Genomic DNA, 18,363 nt, shown 5'->3' with positions numbered 1-18,363 from the left:
ATCACCTTTGAATAAAATTGAAAGTTTCTTAAGTGCAGAAGCTTATCTATTTTTAATGTATTAAACTATTTTGAATAACATATGTCAGATACTTGAAAAAACACAAATTTTATTATGATATGAAATCCTGTATGGAAAGTGTAGTTTATTTCTATTGTTTAATAAAAATATTAAGAATTTTAGGGATAATACATAAAGAGTAGAGGAGAAAGTAAACACGGAGGTTTGAAGAATGGGACAAGTAAGCAGATTTCAAGAAAAACAACAGAATCGTCGTCAAAAGGCAATTTTTAATATTGCATTTACTTTGGTATTAGTGACAGTTGGTATAGTGACATACCAATTGTTTACCCCTTCTAATACATCAACGAAAGCAATTGCTCAAGAAAAGAAAGTAACAAAGATAGAAGAGAAGAAAACTGAAGATAAAGAAACAGCAAAGATAGAAGAGAAGAAAACTGAAGATAAAGAAACAGCAAAGATAGAAGAGAAGAAAACTGAAGATAAAGAGGCAGCACAGCTAGAAGAGAAATCAAAAACAGAAAAATCGGTAAAAACGAACGGAACTGAAAATAATGAGGAAGAAAAAACGGCATCTCAAGAAAAGGGTTCTCAAACTAATCCTTCTTGGAAGCCAATTGGTACCGAGCAAGGAGCAAAACCTGAAATGAAATTTAAAGAAGGAACAGTAGATTGGAGTGAGATGAAAAAAGCAATTTCTTATGCTGTTGATGTTCCAGAGAGCCAATTGATTTTCGATTTTATTGGGAATAATGGTAATAATAAAGCCTACGGTAATGTACGAGATAAGCAAAATAATAAAAAATATAAGGTTAATATTGATTGGGTAGAAAATCAGGGGTGGAAACCAGTATCTGTACAAGTGGTAAGATAAATAATAGAAATGTAATGATGTAAATCAGCTGTCGATATGGACAGCTGATTATTTTTTTGCTTAGCGTATTTTTTTGAAAATGCTGGTGGTACCTCGTTGAGAAACATGAATTAAATCTATATTTTGTTTTATTTACCTCACTACTTTATCCATAACTTCTTTATATTTATAATAGTAATTAGTTTCAAATAAATAGTTGTAGGGAAGAAAATGTTCCTTGTAAGTAGTAAGCATCCTTTACAATTTTAATTTATAATTATTTATAAAAAAGAAAAGACACCCTAAGGTGCCTTCCTTCGACTTGAACCATCTTAATTTTAATAATATATTGGACTCCCATCCAAATATTATTTTACCATGTTAAATTGTTTTATTCATTGAGAAATATAGTTTCATTTTATATTTAAAAGAATTCTATAGGCTAGAACCACCTATTAATTAGGGGGAACTGACATGTTAAGCTAATATTATAGTACTTCTAGAACGGAAATTTTTTTTAATATGTATACGAGCCACATACCAAAAAAAAGACACTCTCAAGAGTGCCTCTCCTTAGCAGCCGAATCCGCCGCCCCAACAGCTAGCGCCAACGATGATTAATAAGATGAAGAGCACAACAAGTAAGGCAAATCCGCCGCCGAAACCACAGCCTCCACCACAACTACCGCCATAGCCCATATTAACTCCTCCTTCCATAAAGACCATTTATTAATGGATTTAATTTAATTTATGTTTTTAAGGATGAATGGAGCAGGTCCTTAAAAAAATAAAAGGATTTTAGAAGTTAAAAAGAGTTGACGACCTTATTTTTGTCACCGGTATCCCGCCTTCTACATATTGTATTTTATTCTGTGTATTGGGGGAAGGAGGATCTTATGGCTAATTCTGAGATGATTTTACGTTTACTTACGGATTTAAAGATTGAACAACAATTGCTGAAAGAACAGTTAGAGAAAATGCAAACAGCTGTGACTATTCTTGAAGAAAAATCAGTGACGCTTAAAGAAAAACCAGCGACGCTTAAAGAAAAAACAATGACTCCTGAAGAAAAACCATCTGTTACAAAGCAAAGAGCTTTTTCTGGACGCCCAACATCTTTTCGTGATTGGAGAGCATCTAGTCAAAAAAATTAGGGAATGTTATGTGAAATGATAAATGAAAAAGTACAGTCTGCTGTAGAAAAGACTGTACTTTTTTATGTTAGTAGAGAATGTTAAGGGAGACGTATTTATTTTGCCTATTCCAATTCCACTTTTAATTGGAGCTCTTTATCTAACTTATCATTATTAAATTTTAAAGTTAATCCTCGCGTGTTTTTCGGTACATCGAATACAATGTTTCCGTCCGAATGTTCATCAGGGTTAACAATACCAAATTTAAATGTAGACGTATTTGCAGCTTTAAGTACGGATTGATATTCATTAGAAATGTGATATTCTCTTCCAAATCCATCAATTAATTTAAAGTTGTTAATATCTAGTGTAATGGGTTCTTCTTTACGATTATAAACTGCGATGTCTAATACTTTAAAGACACCTTGTGCTTTAACTTCTCCAGTCCCTATAACATCTAATGACTCGGCAGATCCCATTGACATGTATACATCAGAGGAATCTACATTGGTAGGAAGTTCTTTTTGCGAATCCTTGCTGCTAAGTTTGTCATTCTCTGTTTTTTTAGAAGTCGCCTGCTCATTTTTCGCAGGCGCATCATGTGAACCGCAAGCTGATACTCCAAACAAGAATGTGCTACATAATAATGAGGCTAATAACTTTTTGTTCATCGTTTCTTCCTTCCAAAATAGAAGCACTTTAATGAGTGCTATATATTTGTCTTTATATGTATTACATTTTATATCTTATTATATTAATTTTGGAAGGAAAAGGGGAAATATTGTGCATTTCTCTGATTCGAGTTATTTATCCCGCTATTTGCCGGGCAGTAAGACCCCCACTTAAAAATTCAGCGAAAGCAAAGAAGTTAGGTGGGGGCTGATTAAAGTTTCACTTTATCTGTCTAAAAGTTGAAATTAAAATGAGCCCCATAAATGATAAACCATTCCACTAACAAAAAACACTAATCCTAAAAATAAAACAATTAAAGCAAGTATTCCATTTTTATTATGTTCCATAAAATTAGCTCCTTTTTCATTTACTTACATACAAAAAGCCTTTAGTCGTAATTATGGCTAAAGGCTGTGGTCATTATACTTTTGTGGTCAATATTACTTTATTTAGCTGTATCTGAGTAATATTCCTCAGCACGAAACTCTTTAATAAGTGATATTTCATTTGTATCTGGATTAAACTTAAATATTTTAATTTGATTTGATTCGTCTTTGTATGCAAATGTATTCTCACCAACTTGGGTCATATTGCTGGTGTTTAAGATAGGATCGCTACCGTGATCAGTAATTTCTACAGTTTTCTCCCGTTCCCAAAACGCAATGACAATAATCAAAATGATAAGACATACCCGTATAAAACGTAATTCTCTTGCAACAGGATGTTCCATCTGTTAGTCTCCTTTACTGTTTGATAGAGTCTGTTTATAAAAGAGATAATTCCTAGGAATATAAATAAAAAAGACACCGTAAAGTGTCTTTTTTATTTTAGTTATGCGCATTACTTAATAAGACGCTAGTTCCTCAGTCTGGCTATGAGTAACTATGTAGGGTAATTCCATTATAACATTTTAACCAGTAATGGGTCTATATGGAATTTTGTTGATTTTCTTTTTGATTATTCAGAATGACTTGCCAAGTATTTGGATGAGGAAAGCAGTGAGACAGAAGCGACTAAACATGTTTTAGAAGAGTGTCTTCTTTTTTGTATCATTGTGAGTAAAGTGTAGAGTTATATTTCCCTTTACACAAACATAACGGTATAATATAGTTAAGTTAAGTAAACTTAACTATTAAGCAAAACGAAATAAAAGCATGGAGGATGCTATGACTAGAACGTATAAAGAAGTAATTAATGAAATGAATCGAGCCTATACGGAACTCTATATTTTACTATTTCAAGATTTAAAGGATGAGTTCGGTCTTACTGGGCAGCAAGAGAGCATGTTATTTCATATTCATTTAAATGAAAACACGACAGCAAATAACATTGCGAGTACGTTTAATATAACGAAAAGTGCTGTGAGCCAAGTTTTATCGAAATTGGAAAAGCAACAGATGATTTCGAAACAAGTGAATCCTAACAATAAAAGGGAGTATTTCCTTACGATCGGTCCAAACGGTAGTAAATATATCGAAAGATTGTCTGAGTTAGATGATGTATTGATCGAGAAATATTTCTCGAAAATTGATATTGGAGCGTTGCAGCAAATGACTGATACGTTAACGAAAATAAATAAAGTGATATTGGAAGAAAAGCAGAAGGATCTTGAGTCTAATGAGTAAGAATGAAGATGAAGCAATTAGTAGAAAGGAGGAGAAGCGTGTGATGAGTTACATACCAAATATGATTACGATAGCAAATTTTGTGTGTGGGCTTTTGGCTATTCACGCTGTTTTCGTTCACGATATGCATGGTGCAGTTATGTTCATTATTACAGGTATGGTATTTGATCTGTTTGATGGTATGGTCGCTCGGAAACTAGATGCTGCTTCGGAAATAGGCGGAGAGTTAGACTCATTTGCGGATTTAGTGACCTTCGGTGTGACACCATCTATTCTTGCCTATAGTGTCGCTTTAAAAGATTTGCAGTTTATCGGGATGATATGTGCGCTCGCTTATAGTATTTGCGGAATGCTGCGGCTTGCTAGATTTAACACGCAACAAAGCAAACTCCCAACATTCATCGGAATGCCCATTCCATTTGCGGCAATGTGTCTCCTCATTTTATGCCTCCTAAATAACCCAGTTTCCGTGGCATTTGGCACATGCGTACTCGCTTATTTAATGGTGAGCAAAATCAAATTCCCTCATTTTAAAAAAGATATATCGGAAAGCTTGAAGTCCGAAAGATGGGATTAATAGGAAAGATAAGGAGCATAATATGATTCGTATGGCATTAAGATCATTCAACATACAAATATATTGTTTATTAGGCGTGATGTTATTGGGATGGTTGCTGACACCTTTTCCAGCCCAGTTTGTAGGGATAAGCATCGGCCTTTTAGTGAGTATGTACTGCGCCTGGATTTTAGGAAGGCGTATCGAAAAGTTCGGAAATAGCATCGTAAAAAAAGAAAAAGCACCAATGCTCGGCATGATGAATCGGTTTGCAGCCGCCATACTCGGTGCGATTATTATGTATGAAATTGAACACCGTGAGTACATGTGGACATTTGCAGCTGGAATTATGGGTGGGTATTTCCTGATTATTATTAATTTGGGCTATTACAGTATGAGGGATGAGAAGAAATAAAGTGCTGTGTAAATAACTAATTTGGATGATTTGAATGTAAAAGCCTCAAAACTTTCTTTTCTAGAGAGCTTTTTATTACAAAGAAAAGACACCCATATAAGAGTGTCTTTTCCAATAGTTTTTTAGCAGAAGCAAGAAGCTCCAACAATGATTAATAAAATAAACAATACAACTAGTAAAGCAAAGCCGCCGCCACAACCACTACTACAACTACCACCAAATCCCATAATAGTTCCTCCTTTAATAAGAGGGGAAAACAAGGGGTCACTCATGTATTTTAATGGATTCAACTTACTTTATGTTTTTTACACAATAATTGAGCAGGTCCATTTGCAAATAAAGAAAAGACACCATAAGGTGCCTTCCTCCGACTTGAACCATCTTAATTTTAATAATATTGGACTCCTGTCCGAATATTATTTTACCATGTTAAGTTGTTTTGTAAAATGTTCCATATCGATAATTGCAATAAACGTTTTAGTTTTGGAGTTATGTATCTGTCTAAACGTTGAAATTAATAAAAGTCCGATTGGTGAGGGCTGATTAAAGTTTCACTTTATCGAATTTGGAACTGAAAATGTACTAGCTTGATAATGAAGCCTGGCTATTAGAATTGAAAAATTTTAGTTTTATTATAATTAATAGAAATGAGAGTAGTGTGAATATAAAGCCGCTCCAAATAAGCTGGTGAATACCTAAGTTTGAAATGAACCAGCCTCCAATAGTGGTTCCTAAAGTAATTCCGAGATTTGAGAACGAAACGAATAGACTGTTACCAAATTCAGGTGCTTCTTTAGCTTCACTTATTAACCATGTTTGACCAACAATTAATCCACCAGCATGTACGATTCCCCAAATGAATACTATAAAAATCATTGGAACAAGGTAGGAACCTAAATAATAAACCAATATGTAAACAATAGAATATAGAATAGGGAATGATATTACAGTGTTTATTATGCTTTTTTGCAGGAGACCACCAAATAAATGATTACCTAAAATCATAACTATACCAAATATGAATAGCATGATACTGATGAGAGATCCATTCATGGAAGTTACTTTTGCAAGGTACTCGGCGAAGTAGCTGTATACGGAAAACATGGCTGCAAAAAGGAATGTGACGGTTAAAATATTTAACCATAATCCTGGTTTGCCGAGTATACGAATTTGTTTGCCGAAAGACATTTTTTCTTTAACAGGCATAGAAGGAAGTAGGAGTAGTATTCCAATGAATGCAAGAGTGTTAACGAATGCTCCGAATAAGAAAGCCATTTCGAGTGAAAATTGGTCTGCAAGGTAAGAGGTTAGTGGTATACCTAAAGCGAAACCAACAGTAATTCCCATGAAAACTTTTGTAACTGCTTGACCGCTCTTTTCTGGAGGGACAAGTTTAGCAGCTGTTACAAGAGCGATTGAAAAGAAGAGTGGATGAAGCGCTGCCGGTAAAATACGAAAAACAAGCATGACTTCAAATTGTGTTGTATAAGCGTAGATTAAATTTGAAATAACAAATGTGAAAATTGCTGTTAATAAAATTATTTTGCGATTAATACTAGAGACGAGCAGAATTAAAAACGGACCAGAAATAGCAACAACTAGTGCAAATATACTTACTAAAAATCCAGCTTGTGTAGTTGAAATTCCGAACTTTTCAGTGATTTGTGGTAATACGCCGACAATACCCATCTCGGTAGTAATAATTCCGAACACACCTATTGCGAGTGTCAGAATAAGTAAAGGATTTACTTTTTTCATTTATAAAACTCTCCATTCGTATCAGTATTTTGAAAGTAAATTCATTAACAAAGAAGCATTATTATAAGCATGATTGGATGCCAATATTATCAGGAGTATGTAATCTGAAATACAATAACAGATATCTGAATAACTAGATATGATATATTAAAAAAAATTCTCCTTTCGATGTTTCTTGCTTTTACAGGCAGTGCAATTTATAAGAAGTCATTGGATACCTGTAAAAAAGCAGAATGTGTGAAAGCTAATAATCAATTAGTATGCTGATTGATTATTAGCTTTCATTTTATAATTCGTTTTGGACGTATTCAGAAAACTCTCGTATTGTTTTTTCATTTCGACGATAGTAGGTCCATTTTCCAATTCGGTCAGACTCTAGTAAGCCTGCTTTTTTCATAGTTAATAAATAACTAGAAATAACCGATTGAGCTAAGCCAGTTTTAAGCTGGATATCTCCTACACATACTCCAACTTGAAAGTTAAGGTCTTGTTCTAGGTAAGGTTTTTCGTCGAAATGGTTTTCTGGATTTTTTAACCATGATAAAATTTGACATCTTGTTTCATTTGACAATGCTTTATAAATTAATAAAGGTTCCATAAGGATATTATATCTACTTTTATAGATTTGTAAATGGGTTTTAGTGATTTTAAGGGAGGAAGGTATAGTTGATCCCCTTGAATAGGAATAAGATGCTCTTGATTTGTACCCTTTGTAAAGGACATTATAAAAAAAATCGGTAACCTAAAAAAGATGATTTCTGTATGCAAACAGGAGTCATCTTCTGTACATTCTATTGATAGCAAGAGTGATTATAGTACGTCATATATTTCTTAATTTCATGTTTTAACTGAACAAACGATTCACATGATTTTATATATGCTTCATCGGTTAAAGTATTACGAGGATTACGTGCAAAAATGATAATATTGTTAAGTGTAAGCATACTGTTGCCTAGCTATCAATGGTGGATTCCTAAGAAGAGTAATAATAAAACCCAACTGAAGATTTAAGAAAAATTTTATGTTTACCCCACTTTTTATTTTAAAAGTTTCTCCTATCCTATAAACAACAAAGTCATAGATGAAATTGTAAAGTTAGGGGATTCTACATGGATACAGGAGTTTTGATGAGTTATTTGTATACTTATTTTTTTACTATTATGTTTTGTATTGTGTTTCAAATTGGATTTTATTTTAAAGCGAAAAGAACTATATCTATTCTGCATTTTTTGTGGGTATATGTTTTTCTATTCTACCTTTCGCTAGTGTATAGGGTGACGCAGATCGCGACTGTATGGGATATAAGTAGATATGAAACGTGGATTCGTGTAAGTCAAATCAACTTGACTCTATTTGATACGGCAGGTAGTACGACGTATCTTTTGAACATTGTACTGTTTATGCCATTAGGTTTTTTATTACCGACTATTTGGTCGCAGTTTAGAAAAATGAAAAACACCGTATGTGCGGGATTCTTTTTTTCATTGGCAATTGAGTTAAACCAATTATTAAATAATAGAATTACAGATATTGATGATGTATTTACGAATACCCTTGGGGCAATTGTGGGGTATGTAATATATAGAGTTTTATTTAAAATGTTTAAAATGATATGTAAAAGAGAGGAAAAAAGGCTTGATACGAACTCTTCTTTAGTTATAAAATATGAGGCTGTTTTTTGTTTAGTTTTTTCATTTGTAGGTGCGATGTTCATTTATTATCCTGGAGACATGTAAGCCGGCGATCTATTCTAGTTCTTCTCGCTTATACACGGTAAAATATGAATTATTCATCCTTTTTTCTAACTTAATAGATACAGTTTATGTATGACATGATAGGCAGGTGTAAATGTGTTAAATGTTCAATTATCTCAATACTTACTAAAAGAGTCTAAACCAGCTCTTCATACAGATGAAAAACGAGTGTATATGTTAAAAGATGAAGGGCTATCACCGTATCCTATTTATTTAAATCACCCTATTATGATAGGAGTGGGAACGAATTTGAATCAGCATACAGGATTCGAAGAAATCATTAAAGGATTTATGGGTACACATAACAAATTTCCTATGTATATGTTATTTGAAACTTATTTATGTAGAGACTTTATTGAAGGGTTTTTAGAAGAGAATAAACTTCATTTTGAGCTAGTTTTTACTAATAAGAAAAAGGATACGAACTTTTTTAAAGTGTGCATTACCAATAGTGATGATATAACCACACTTATGAAGTATTTCTTCCAATCAGCACAAGATTCTCTCTATACGCTATTAAGCTATTCAGCAGACTGTAAGATTATCAGTAATCGTACTGGTGGGATTGAAATAAAAGCGGACAGTTTCTATCCAAGCTTTTCATTTATGTATGATGCGCAAGAATTATTTATTATTGGTGGAGAAGAAAAATGGTCTGATATCCATTATATAAAAAGATTTTTCCATCTTGAGCAGATTACAGATGAGCTAATTATTGATTTAAGAAAATGAGAGACGAGAGAGAATAAATGAAAAAACCCTCAAGTATAGAACGACATACTTGAGGGTTTTTATGTATGAAGAAGGGCCTTGTATCATATATTTTATTCGTCGTTGCATGTAAGTCATTCGGTTTATAAAAACAATGTGCTAAAGAGAGTAAAGAAGGCTTTTCTATTTTTCCCGAGAATGAAAAGAAATATATAATCTAATTTTCGTGAATGTAATAAGGAGGCAGTAAAATTTGAACAGGAAAATTTGGTTTGTAGTTACTTGTTTTGCATTTTTAGTAGCTAGTTATATTGTTGTCCAATATTTTATTATGGATGGATTTCAAACAGGGCTTGTAAAAGTGAAGCTTATGTTTGGATCTAAATTAAGTGCGTTCTGGTATATGATGCTATTTATACATATTACAACTAGTATAGTAGCATTAGTAATTGGTCCTTTTACATTATCCACTAGATTTAGAGAAAGGAATATCAACCGTCATCGAATAATTGGGAGAATCTATATGGTTGGTATATTATTAGGAGGCGTTTCTGGACTATACCTATCTTTTTATGCTACGGGAGGATTGGTAGCGAAGCTAGGTTTCGGTTTGTTATCTGTATTTTGGCTAACATCAGCATATCAAGCATTAAATAGAGTTAAGAATAAAAAAATTAAAGACCATCGGAATTGGATGATTAGAAATTATTCTTTAACCTTTGGAGCAGTTACATTAAGAATTTGGCTACCGTTGTTTATCGTTCTATTTGGAATAGAGCGCTTTGAACTTAGTTACGCTATTATTGCTTGGTTAGCGTGGGTACCTAATTTAATTGTTGCAGAATTATTCATAAGAAAAAGACTTAATAGGGGAAAATACGAAGGAAATGAGGATTTACATTTTTGATGTGAATTTGCTGTAATATTGAGGGCAGAATTCTTCAGTAATTGAATTTTTAAATAGCTGGATTTCGTTTGTAGATTCAAAAATCCGCTAATTTTATTGAATAAATAGAAAATACTTTCTTTTTTCGTTTATTTAATTTAATATCAATAAGGGCACCAAAAAAATAGATAGAGGTGCTAAAATGTACGGTATTATTAATTATGAAGTGTTTTTACTAACAGGAATTTTATTGAATTTAATTCCTGGTGCAGACACCATGTACATTGTGGGGAGAAGTATTTCACAAGGTAGAAAAGCAGGTGTGTATTCTGTTTTTGGTATTATTACTGGTTCTTTAGTTCATACGTTGTTGGTTGCTTTTGGTTTATCTATTATACTTACAAAATCCATTGTGCTATTTAACACTATTAAGGTTATAGGTGTTATCTATCTTGTATATTTAGGGATTAAAATGATACTTGATAAGACGAATGTAGCTTTCCAGGCCTCGTCCAATAAATTGAACATTAGAAAAATATATATACAAGGGCTTTTAACAAGTCTTACGAATCCAAAAGTCTCTTTATTCTTTATTGCGTTTCTTCCGCAATTTATAGATACAAAGGCTTCAGGTCCTATGCCTTTTATCATTTTAGGACTTACTTTTACAGTAACTGGACTATTATGGTGTTTATTTGTTGCTTATTTCTCTTCATATGTTACAAAAAAATTAAGAGGAAACCAAAAGGTAGGAATGATTCTAAATAAGATAACAGGACTGATTTTTATTGGTATGGGGTTAAAGTTGCTTCAAACAAAAGCTCCTCAATAAACCTGAATAACATAAAAATGCCCCCTTTCAAGAGATGTAATCTTAGGTTTAGGCTAATTTCTACATACTAAAAAGTCCCTTTAACTTTGAAGGGACTTTTTGCTTGTTATTTTGAGTTATCTAAAAGTTTATTTCAAGGTGAGGATCGGCCTGCCCGTAAAAGCCCGATTGGTGAGGGCTGATTAAAGTTTCACTTTATTTGTATTACCAACTAGCAGTTTCCGTACTTTCCTTCAACCACTTCACCCAATCCAAATCTTCTACCTTAAGCAAACTGAGCGAAACACCTTTCATATCTAAAGAAGTTAACAGTGTACCAACCTTTACGAATGTGACTTGCAATCCTTCAAGTTCACACAAACGGCGAATGTCGTTTGCGAAAATGTATTGTTCCATTAATGGAGTTGCGCCGAGTCCATTAATGAGGATAGCGAAGTTGTCTTCTTTTCTCCAGCGATAAATGCTTTTAAGTTTGTTCATTAGTTCGATTGCTAATATTTCAGAAGAGGATAGTGCTTCTTTACGATATCCTTTTTCTCCGTGAATGCCGACGCCGTAAAACACTTCATCGTCATTTAATGTGAATGAAGCTTTTCCTTTCACTGGATCGTTTGCAGGTGAAAGAGCAACTCCTAATGTGTGTAAGTTTTCTGTAACAGAACGGCCAATTGTTGTTAGTTCTTCTAAAGAATGACCTTCAAGAGCAGCCGCACCAAGTATTTTTTGAATGAAAACAGTACCAGCAACGCCGCGTCTTCTTTTATTAAACGAAGCATCATCTTCAATTGAAACGTCGTCATTTACAATGATATGGTCAATTTTTCTTCCTTCTTCTTTAGCGATCTGCTCAGCCGCTAGAAAGTTCTCAACGTCATCTTTAAAGTTTTTAATGATGAATAAAATACTCCTATCTTTTGGCATGAGGCGAGTTGCCGCGACAATTTGTTCCACTGTAGGCGGAGTGAAAATACTTCCGTTTACTGCCGCCGTAAGCATACCTTTTCCTACATACCCAATGTCAGCAGGCTCATGTCCGCTACCACCGCCACTTATGATAACAACGTTTTGCTTCAGTTTCTCGATATCTTTTACATAAATGATGTTATTTGTTTCGTCGTAATTCACTTTGTCGTTATGTTCAAAATAAAAGCCATGCATCATATCTTGAACGATATGTTGTACATCATTCATAATCTTTTTCATTGCCTTTGCCACCCTTTAATTACTTTGCTGATTGCTCCAGTAATAGTAGTAATTGATTGTTTATCATATTTTTCATGAGAGAAGACATAATGGATGGATCTACTTCGCACTTGCTTTCAATCCAATCTTTTATCGTGCCAACGAAGCCGTGACTATAAAAGGAGGCAATCGTATTTTTTGTCTCATCAGAAAGGCTGAATCCACAGCTCACAGATAATTCATCAATAATCTTCATATATAAGTTTTTCGTATGCTCAAATAAATAGTGATTAAACGAGTTTTGTTCAATGACTTTGAAAGCATTTCGGTAAAATTTTTGATTTTCATAAAAGTAATCAAATAATAAATCGAAAATATTTTCCCACGTTTCATAGTCAAGAAAGTCGATAATGTTTTCTTTCGTTTCTTCTCTATAAATCCAGCTTAATAGTTCAAATTTATCTTTAAAATGATAATAAAAAGTTTGCCTACGCATTTGACAGTGTAACATAATATCGCTCACTGATATTTTATGAAACGACTCTGTTTCCATTAAATACTTCAATGAATTCGCGATTATCTTTTTAGAAATTATAGAAGAGGTCATCTGAATCATCCCTAGAATGTTAGTAATATGAAAATCCTACCTACAAATGAGAGCGGTGTCTTTAGACAGATTGTCCATTTTGTCCGTTTACTATAAAACGCTTTCATTTTAACATGGATAGTAAGAAGAAGATTTCAAATATATCACAATATATTAAAGGAATTGAGGGAGAATCACAATGAAAAAGATTATAAACAAACCAGAAACATTAGTAATGGAAATGTGCAACGGAATGGTTATGGCTCACCCAGAGCTTGAGCTTTTGAGAAAATATAAAGTCATCAAGAAGAAAGAAATGAACGAAAATAAAGTAACGTTAATTAGTGGCGGCGGTAGTGGTCATGAGCCAGCGCATGCAGGACTAGTCGGAAAAGGAATGTTAGATGCGGCGGTGTGCGGAGATGTATTCGCTTCGCCTTCACAAATTCAGGTGTATCAAGCAATTAAAGAAACAGCGAGTAAAAAAGGTACGTTATTAATTATTAAAAATTACAGCGGCGATATTATGAATTTTAAAAATGGTGCACATTTAGCGACGGAAGATGGAATTGAAGTCGACTACGTAAAAGTGGATGATGATATTGCGGTAGAAGATAGTCTATATACAGTAGGACGCCGCGGCGTTGCGGGCGTTATTCTCGTTCATAAAATTGCCGGCGCAGCAGCGGAAGCAGGTATGGATTTAGGAGCGGTGAAAGCTGTCGCAGAAAAAGCAGCGGCTAACGTGCGCACAATCGGTTTAGCGTTAACGTCTTGTACAGTTCCAGCGAGCGGATCACCTACTTTCACACTTGCGGAAGATGAAATGGAATATGGCGTAGGTATTCACGGCGAGCCAGGAATTAAGCGTGAAAAAATGTTGTCAGCAGATGAACTAGCGAACCGTATGACAAATGACCTTGTAAAAGATTTAGGAGTAAAAGATGGCGAGGAAATCGCACTTCTAGTTAACGGTTTTGGCGGAACACCACTGCAGGAACTTTACTTATTTAACAATGCAGTGACGCGAGAATTAGCTGCTAGAAACATTAAAATTAATAGAGTATTCGTCGGCAACTATATGACGAGTATCGATATGGCAGGTATGTCTTTAACTGTAATGAAGTTAGATGATGAGTTAAAAACATTACTATCGAAAGAATGTAACACACCAGCGTTTAAAGTAGATGGACCAGTTGAAAGTGTAGAGTATGTAAATGTACTTGAAGAAACAGAAGAGAAGGAAGTTTCATTTGAACTAGAAACGGCGGAAGAACACGCTGTTATTAAAGATAATGTCATTACATTAAACAACATGATTTATCTCGTTGATAAAATGAGCGATATTATCATTAAAAATGAAGTACCGTTCTGTGAGCTAGATACGCATGCAGGTGATGGTGACTTCGGAATGAGTGTTGCAAAAGGATTTAAACAATTAAAACGTGAGTGGCATTCGATTGTAGAACAAGAAAATGTAACGATCGGATCATTCCTTGACGGTTGTTCTATGATTATTATGGAACATTGCGGCGGAGCTTCTGGTCCAATTTGGGGCGGTGCATTCCGCGCTGCTAGTAAAGCAGCAGGCGAGAAGCGCGAGTTAACAGTAAAAGAATTCGCTGAAATACTGCAAGCAGCACTGCAAGGCATCCAATCTATCGGTGAAAGATCATTCGGTAGAGGAGCAGTAGTTGGTGATAAAACACTTGTTGACGCACTTGCTCCATGTGTAGACTCTTGGTTAGATAGCGCCTCAAACGAAGTAGACGTAAAAACTGCCTTTGAAAAAGGTGCAGAAGCAGCGGTTAAAGGAGCAGAGTACACGAAAGAAATCGTAGCTCGCATGGGCCGCGCTGGTACAGTTGGCGAAAGAAGTTTAGGATACCCTGATGCAGGTGCACATGCGCTTGGAGTTATCTTTACGGAGATTGCGGGTAGTTTGAAATAGGAATGAGAAAGTCCCTCTGTCTTAAGACGGAGGGATTTTTCTGTAGTTTTCGAGAATAATAGTATGTGTCTTTTTGTATCACCAAAAACGACCGATTTTGGTGATACAGAAGGACATAAATCTTGTTTTTTGTTATGTCTTCATTTACAACGGTTTTCAAAGGAGATATTCTTAGTAAGAAATTATATTGAAAAGAGGTTTTGATTGTATATGATGAAGCTTATTAATCGCTAATTAAAATTCAAACGAATTTTATACTGTAAAAGGTCAAATTAAGGATAATTCCTTGATTTTATTTGTTATACCCTTTTACTAGTAGCGGTTAGAAGACATTATATCTTATCAAAAAATTTCATGTTATTTCACGATATCTATTCTTTCGGGATAGGTGTATTTATAATAGACAGAAATTTGACCATGAGAAGATGTTTCTTCTTGTGGTCTTTTTTTTGTCGTTTTTTGATTCCAGAAGCATGTTTCTATGCCGTTACACCTATTATAAGGCGGTGATTAACGAAAACTTAGTAGTAGATTGTTGTAAGAAATATACACTCTTTTTAGGAAAATATAATAAAAAATGGAGGATTTATCATGAATGAATATCAATTAATTAGTGACTACAAGCAAAATGAAAAATATAAGGAAAGCTTTAATGACCTTGCAAAACATGTATTTGAATTGGATTTTAAAGGATGGTATGACAGGGGCTGTTGGAATGATAACTATATTTGCTATTCTTATGTGGATGGAGATAAAGTCATCGCAAATACATCTATTAATAAAATGAATGTAATCTCTAACGGTAAGGAATATAAAGCAATTCAATTGGGTACAGTGATGACACATCCGGATTATAGACATCAAGGTTTAGCGACTAAATTAATGAATCATATCATTAAAAAATACGAGAAGAATTATGATTTTATATACTTATTCGCGAATGATACGGTGTTAGAATTTTATCCTAAATTTGGTTTTGAAAAGGTGCAAGAAAGTAGCTTCAGCTTGAAGGTTTCAAATATGATACGTCAAATAGATAAAAAGTAAGATTTACGAAAGTTAGATGTTAATAATCAGGCTGATTTTGAGCTGATGAAGGAATATGAAGCCGAAAGAATTCCGGTGTCTTCTAGATTAGGTTTGAAAAATAGTAACATTATTCACTTTAATATATTAATTATTTTTTGTTGTCTTGTTAGTTAAAGGGGTACTTAGTACAAAAAATAACCGTAGATAGTAGCACGAACACTGTTCTTGTTATAATTAATTTTTTTCAGAACGTCTATAATCCTCTTTTAAAAAATATATGTAAATATAATAAAAAACGAATGATTAATAGAAATATTCTACACCACTCGTTTTTTATCGGACTTCTTTTTATTGTACTTTTATTTTCTTTATGAGTTATTAGAAAAATAATTGTCTATATAAGTCTTTATTTTTTCAAAATTCTTTTCCATAAATAAGATTGCTGGTACTTCAATTATTGGAAGATTATTTTCATTATCAAAAGCTGGACACGGTTTGGGAACTACCAAATAGTCAACTGAGTTTTTATCCCTAATATAATTAATTGAAACATTATAATACTTAGAGAAATATTCCTTCAAATCATCCTGATTCCTTAAAAATGGTAGAGAAAATATTGAACCATAATTTATACCAGCGTCGACAATTAATACAAAGCATATTTTTTTCATGATACACCCTCCTTGTATAATAAGTTTTAAGTTAATAACTGTTCCTTGAAAATTAAATAGTTTTTATCTTCAAGAGCTACATCAAAAAATGATGTATGGGTAAAATTTAGTCTTGGATACTGGGGGATTTCCCTAGATAATGGAGGTATAGAAATGGATCCATCGGGAATATGCTTACTCCCCCTGTAGTTCGACCACGTTAAAAGACTGTGACCCAGACCAAAATGCACTGCATACGCACAAGCTGTATCGGTTTCCTTCATTTACCTCTCATAGTGGTGGAAGTTTTGGGGATTAGTACCATTTTTAATTAATACAAGTAAAAGAGATCTTATAGGGTATTTTACTGTTTTCGCTCACATGGATTGTCTTATACATCTAAGTTGTTTCTACATAAATATCTGTAATCTCACCTATTACTATATCTTTAAAAAATTTCCAACAGAACCAATAAACCGTTATAAAAAGTATTTAAAATAATAACAAATAGGTATAATAATTCCCACTATAGAAAATACAATACTTCCTAAATTAAATGCAGAAAGTTTCGCACGATGAACTTGAATTTCACCTAAATCTACCCCTCCACTAAAATGCTTATCCATAACTTTAGCGACGTTTTGTTGTTGATTAACAAAATAAGGTATTAGCCATATACAGCAGAACAAAATAATACTACCAAAAAAGAGTGTGTCAATAATTGAAGCTTTCCAATTTAATGAAGTAATGACTATGAGAACAAATTCTCCTACCATAACAATTATCATAGTTCCTACATATCTGGTTTTTTCAGAAACGTTTTTAAATACAGTCTCGTCCATAATTTTTTCTATTTTAGTCCATATTACACTGATTAACACGATTAGGCTAATTAAGAAAATAGTAAATAAAGCTTTAACTAAAAGATACTCAAACACTACTGACACCACCTAATAATTTCTAAATTAGAATATAAAGTTGATTTTTTTAACTCTATCAAAAGATTAAATTCAATAATCTATTAACTAGCTTATCGAAAAATTTATTGATTTAAAGATACAACGCTATATGTATTAGTTATATAGGATAAGATCTCCCAAAATTCCTTTTCTAATATATATATCTTCTAATCGTTGTTGGACTTCAATTGTCTAAATATTTTATTTAGCACTGTATATTAGTTAATGATTAGAATTTTCTGAATTAAAATTCCGTGATATTGTTAAGAAAATAATTATTATTATGATATCTCGATGTAATTGCTGCTAATGCTTTATCTTCAAGGGGAAATATAAGGTTTTCGTTACCGTAATACTAATAACAACCTAACAAATTGAATAGTTACCAGAAAATACTAAAATATGCCCCTCAGCAATTTACAGTATAATACACTTTTAGAAAAAATGGAATATTTAAGTATTTCTTTATTAATAATATGAATTAATAGAATGTTTATATTATTATACGGATTAAAGATAGCTCAGCTGTGGTGATCTTTATTCATTTTTTCTAGAGTTTATATTAACTTAGCAAACTTTGTAACAGAACCATATATAAGATCAAATATGATAAAAGCAATATCACAAGTTTTTTATTTTTTATACAGTAACCATTTGTTAGCCAATCCCTTCTCTTGATTCAGAATATTCTGTTGTTTTTTATCGATTTACAATTAGAGGTTGAACTATTATATAATTTACAGAATTATGGTAATTTTTAGGTAAATAGAAGTAGTTGAGGAGGACCTAG

The 18,363-nt window shown here is 33.1% G+C and carries 21 protein-coding genes and 1 pseudogene; 11 read left to right on the top strand and 11 right to left on the bottom strand.

All coding sequences use genetic code 11. The features are described 5' to 3' along the window. The first annotated feature begins 232 nt into the window (after positions 1–232). On the top strand, positions 233–895 hold the full coding sequence (locus B9A45_RS25120; protein ID WP_023901697.1) for a YrrS family protein: 663 nt from the start codon (positions 233–235) through the stop codon (positions 893–895). Positions 896–1,447: 552 nt separating this feature from the next. Here B9A45_RS25120 and B9A45_RS25115 read toward each other — a convergent pair. Beyond that, on the bottom strand, positions 1,448–1,573 hold the full coding sequence (locus B9A45_RS25115; RefSeq protein ID WP_000540377.1) for a YjcZ family sporulation protein: 126 nt from the start codon (positions 1,571–1,573) through the stop codon (positions 1,448–1,450). Positions 1,574–1,770: 197 nt separating this feature from the next. Between B9A45_RS25115 and B9A45_RS25110 the strand changes: the two genes are divergently transcribed. Next, complete coding sequence (locus tag B9A45_RS25110; protein WP_000013694.1) at positions 1,771–2,028, top strand: hypothetical protein; 258 nt, start codon at positions 1,771–1,773, stop codon at positions 2,026–2,028. 104 nt (positions 2,029–2,132) lie between these two features. Here the strand turns inward: B9A45_RS25110 and B9A45_RS25105 are convergent, their stop codons facing one another. Both B9A45_RS25105 and B9A45_RS25095 read right to left on the bottom strand, forming a co-directional pair. Continuing rightward, complete coding sequence (locus tag B9A45_RS25105; protein WP_001035574.1) at positions 2,133–2,678, bottom strand: DUF4352 domain-containing protein; 546 nt, start codon at positions 2,676–2,678, stop codon at positions 2,133–2,135. 446 nt (positions 2,679–3,124) lie between these two features. Then, a complete protein-coding gene (locus tag B9A45_RS25095; RefSeq protein ID WP_016109369.1) occupies positions 3,125–3,409 on the bottom strand; it encodes a YmzC family protein in 285 nt (94 codons plus the stop codon). A 436-nt stretch (positions 3,410–3,845) separates the two neighbouring features. Between B9A45_RS25095 and B9A45_RS25090 the strand changes: the two genes are divergently transcribed. From B9A45_RS25090 to B9A45_RS25080, 3 genes are read left to right on the top strand one after another with little or no spacing between them, the layout of a single operon-like run. Then, positions 3,846–4,304: a MarR family winged helix-turn-helix transcriptional regulator gene (locus tag B9A45_RS25090; RefSeq protein ID WP_000198950.1), complete on the top strand. Its 459-nt coding sequence runs from the start codon at positions 3,846–3,848 to the stop codon at positions 4,302–4,304. Further along, complete coding sequence (gene pssA / locus B9A45_RS25085) at positions 4,297–4,881, top strand: CDP-diacylglycerol--serine O-phosphatidyltransferase (protein ID WP_016109370.1); 585 nt, start codon at positions 4,297–4,299, stop codon at positions 4,879–4,881. The genes B9A45_RS25090 and pssA overlap by 8 nt, the downstream gene beginning before the upstream one ends. 22 nt (positions 4,882–4,903) lie before the next feature. Continuing rightward, positions 4,904–5,275 carry an ATP synthase subunit I gene (locus B9A45_RS25080; RefSeq protein ID WP_000620582.1) on the top strand — a complete coding sequence of 124 codons (372 nt, stop codon included), beginning with the start codon at positions 4,904–4,906 and terminating at the stop codon, positions 5,273–5,275. A 122-nt stretch (positions 5,276–5,397) separates the two neighbouring features. Here B9A45_RS25080 and B9A45_RS25075 read toward each other — a convergent pair whose 3' ends face one another. The 4 genes and pseudogenes from B9A45_RS25075 to B9A45_RS25060 all read right to left on the bottom strand — a co-directional run. Further along, positions 5,398–5,502 (bottom strand): YjcZ family sporulation protein, encoded by a 105-nt coding sequence (locus B9A45_RS25075; RefSeq protein ID WP_000505689.1) that lies wholly within the window; start codon positions 5,500–5,502, stop codon positions 5,398–5,400. Positions 5,503–5,857: 355 nt separating this feature from the next. Continuing rightward, complete coding sequence (locus B9A45_RS25070; RefSeq protein ID WP_000757550.1) at positions 5,858–7,033, bottom strand: MFS transporter; 1,176 nt, start codon at positions 7,031–7,033, stop codon at positions 5,858–5,860. 286 nt (positions 7,034–7,319) lie between these two features. Next, the gene (locus tag B9A45_RS25065) at positions 7,320–7,631 is read right to left on the bottom strand and encodes an ArsR/SmtB family transcription factor (protein WP_000433539.1); all 312 of its coding nucleotides are present in this window, start codon (positions 7,629–7,631) and stop codon (positions 7,320–7,322) included. A gap of 193 nt (positions 7,632–7,824) precedes the next feature. Further along, a pseudogene (locus tag B9A45_RS25060) lies at positions 7,825–7,926 on the bottom strand (TetR family transcriptional regulator); the annotation flags it as partial. A 216-nt stretch (positions 7,927–8,142) separates the two neighbouring features. On the opposite strand from B9A45_RS25060, the gene B9A45_RS25055 reads away from it, so the two are divergent. The 4 genes from B9A45_RS25055 (at position 8,143) to B9A45_RS25040 (ending at position 11,216) form a co-directional block, all read left to right on the top strand. Next, positions 8,143–8,769, top strand: a complete 627-nt coding sequence (locus B9A45_RS25055; RefSeq protein WP_000379423.1) for a VanZ family protein — start codon at positions 8,143–8,145, stop codon at positions 8,767–8,769. 114 nt (positions 8,770–8,883) lie between these two features. After that, positions 8,884–9,519: a hypothetical protein gene (locus B9A45_RS25050; protein WP_053512805.1), complete on the top strand. Its 636-nt coding sequence runs from the start codon at positions 8,884–8,886 to the stop codon at positions 9,517–9,519. 232 nt (positions 9,520–9,751) lie between these two features. Further along, the gene (locus B9A45_RS25045) at positions 9,752–10,405 is read left to right on the top strand and encodes a DUF2306 domain-containing protein (RefSeq protein WP_016109371.1); all 654 of its coding nucleotides are present in this window, start codon (positions 9,752–9,754) and stop codon (positions 10,403–10,405) included. 181 nt (positions 10,406–10,586) lie between these two features. Next, on the top strand, positions 10,587–11,216 hold the full coding sequence (locus tag B9A45_RS25040; protein ID WP_000274247.1) for a LysE family translocator: 630 nt from the start codon (positions 10,587–10,589) through the stop codon (positions 11,214–11,216). A gap of 204 nt (positions 11,217–11,420) precedes the next feature. Here the strand turns inward: B9A45_RS25040 and dhaQ are convergent, their stop codons facing one another. Together dhaQ and dhaS are read right to left on the bottom strand one after the other, a co-directional pair. Further along, positions 11,421–12,419 (bottom strand): DhaKLM operon coactivator DhaQ, encoded by a 999-nt coding sequence (gene dhaQ, locus B9A45_RS25035; protein ID WP_084065308.1) that lies wholly within the window; start codon positions 12,417–12,419, stop codon positions 11,421–11,423. A 19-nt stretch (positions 12,420–12,438) separates the two neighbouring features. After that, complete coding sequence (dhaS, locus tag B9A45_RS25030; RefSeq protein ID WP_000204220.1) at positions 12,439–13,005, bottom strand: dihydroxyacetone kinase transcriptional activator DhaS; 567 nt, start codon at positions 13,003–13,005, stop codon at positions 12,439–12,441. A 178-nt stretch (positions 13,006–13,183) separates the two neighbouring features. On the opposite strand from dhaS, the gene dhaK reads away from it, so the two are divergent. Both dhaK and B9A45_RS25020 read left to right on the top strand, forming a co-directional pair. Further along, positions 13,184–14,935 carry a dihydroxyacetone kinase subunit DhaK gene (dhaK, locus tag B9A45_RS25025; RefSeq protein ID WP_082682323.1) on the top strand — a complete coding sequence of 584 codons (1,752 nt, stop codon included), beginning with the start codon at positions 13,184–13,186 and terminating at the stop codon, positions 14,933–14,935. 591 nt (positions 14,936–15,526) lie between these two features. Beyond that, positions 15,527–15,982: a GNAT family N-acetyltransferase gene (locus B9A45_RS25020; protein WP_076775411.1), complete on the top strand. Its 456-nt coding sequence runs from the start codon at positions 15,527–15,529 to the stop codon at positions 15,980–15,982. A gap of 350 nt (positions 15,983–16,332) precedes the next feature. Here B9A45_RS25020 and B9A45_RS25015 read toward each other — a convergent pair whose 3' ends face one another. Both B9A45_RS25015 and B9A45_RS25005 read right to left on the bottom strand, forming a co-directional pair. Continuing rightward, on the bottom strand, positions 16,333–16,635 hold the full coding sequence (locus B9A45_RS25015) for a hypothetical protein (RefSeq protein WP_016109376.1): 303 nt from the start codon (positions 16,633–16,635) through the stop codon (positions 16,333–16,335). A 458-nt stretch (positions 16,636–17,093) separates the two neighbouring features. After that, the gene (locus B9A45_RS25005; protein ID WP_000464476.1) at positions 17,094–17,552 is read right to left on the bottom strand and encodes a hypothetical protein; all 459 of its coding nucleotides are present in this window, start codon (positions 17,550–17,552) and stop codon (positions 17,094–17,096) included. Positions 17,553–18,363 lie beyond the last annotated feature (811 nt).

This window comes from Bacillus sp. JKS001846 (assembly GCF_900176455.1).
Classification (GTDB): Bacteria; Bacillota; Bacilli; order Bacillales; family Bacillaceae_G; genus Bacillus_A; species Bacillus_A cereus.
Note: the sequence above shows the minus strand (reverse complement) of the source record. Positions and strands in the feature narration are given on the sequence as shown.

What these genes read in the sequence shown, in the direction of transcription:
- B9A45_RS25120 (WP_023901697.1), top strand. Translation starts at nt 233, where the DNA reads ATGGGACAAGTAAGCAGATTTCAAGAAAAACAACAGAATCGTCGTCAA.
- B9A45_RS25115 (WP_000540377.1), bottom strand. Translation starts at nt 1,573, where the DNA reads ATGGGCTATGGCGGTAGTTGTGGTGGAGGCTGTGGTTTCGGCGGCGGA.
- B9A45_RS25110 (WP_000013694.1), top strand. Translation starts at nt 1,771, where the DNA reads ATGGCTAATTCTGAGATGATTTTACGTTTACTTACGGATTTAAAGATT.
- B9A45_RS25105 (WP_001035574.1), bottom strand. Translation starts at nt 2,678, where the DNA reads ATGAACAAAAAGTTATTAGCCTCATTATTATGTAGCACATTCTTGTTT.
- B9A45_RS25095 (WP_016109369.1), bottom strand. Translation starts at nt 3,409, where the DNA reads ATGGAACATCCTGTTGCAAGAGAATTACGTTTTATACGGGTATGTCTT.
- B9A45_RS25090 (WP_000198950.1), top strand. Translation starts at nt 3,846, where the DNA reads ATGACTAGAACGTATAAAGAAGTAATTAATGAAATGAATCGAGCCTAT.
- pssA (WP_016109370.1), top strand. Translation starts at nt 4,297, where the DNA reads ATGAGTAAGAATGAAGATGAAGCAATTAGTAGAAAGGAGGAGAAGCGT.
- B9A45_RS25080 (WP_000620582.1), top strand. Translation starts at nt 4,904, where the DNA reads ATGATTCGTATGGCATTAAGATCATTCAACATACAAATATATTGTTTA.
- B9A45_RS25075 (WP_000505689.1), bottom strand. Translation starts at nt 5,502, where the DNA reads ATGGGATTTGGTGGTAGTTGTAGTAGTGGTTGTGGCGGCGGCTTTGCT.
- B9A45_RS25070 (WP_000757550.1), bottom strand. Translation starts at nt 7,033, where the DNA reads ATGAAAAAAGTAAATCCTTTACTTATTCTGACACTCGCAATAGGTGTG.
- B9A45_RS25065 (WP_000433539.1), bottom strand. Translation starts at nt 7,631, where the DNA reads ATGGAACCTTTATTAATTTATAAAGCATTGTCAAATGAAACAAGATGT.
- B9A45_RS25055 (WP_000379423.1), top strand. Translation starts at nt 8,143, where the DNA reads ATGGATACAGGAGTTTTGATGAGTTATTTGTATACTTATTTTTTTACT.
- B9A45_RS25040 (WP_000274247.1), top strand. Translation starts at nt 10,587, where the DNA reads ATGTACGGTATTATTAATTATGAAGTGTTTTTACTAACAGGAATTTTA.
- dhaQ (WP_084065308.1), bottom strand. Translation starts at nt 12,419, where the DNA reads ATGAAAAAGATTATGAATGATGTACAACATATCGTTCAAGATATGATG.
- dhaS (WP_000204220.1), bottom strand. Translation starts at nt 13,005, where the DNA reads ATGACCTCTTCTATAATTTCTAAAAAGATAATCGCGAATTCATTGAAG.
- dhaK (WP_082682323.1), top strand. Translation starts at nt 13,184, where the DNA reads ATGAAAAAGATTATAAACAAACCAGAAACATTAGTAATGGAAATGTGC.
- B9A45_RS25020 (WP_076775411.1), top strand. Translation starts at nt 15,527, where the DNA reads ATGAATGAATATCAATTAATTAGTGACTACAAGCAAAATGAAAAATAT.
- B9A45_RS25015 (WP_016109376.1), bottom strand. Translation starts at nt 16,635, where the DNA reads ATGAAAAAAATATGCTTTGTATTAATTGTCGACGCTGGTATAAATTAT.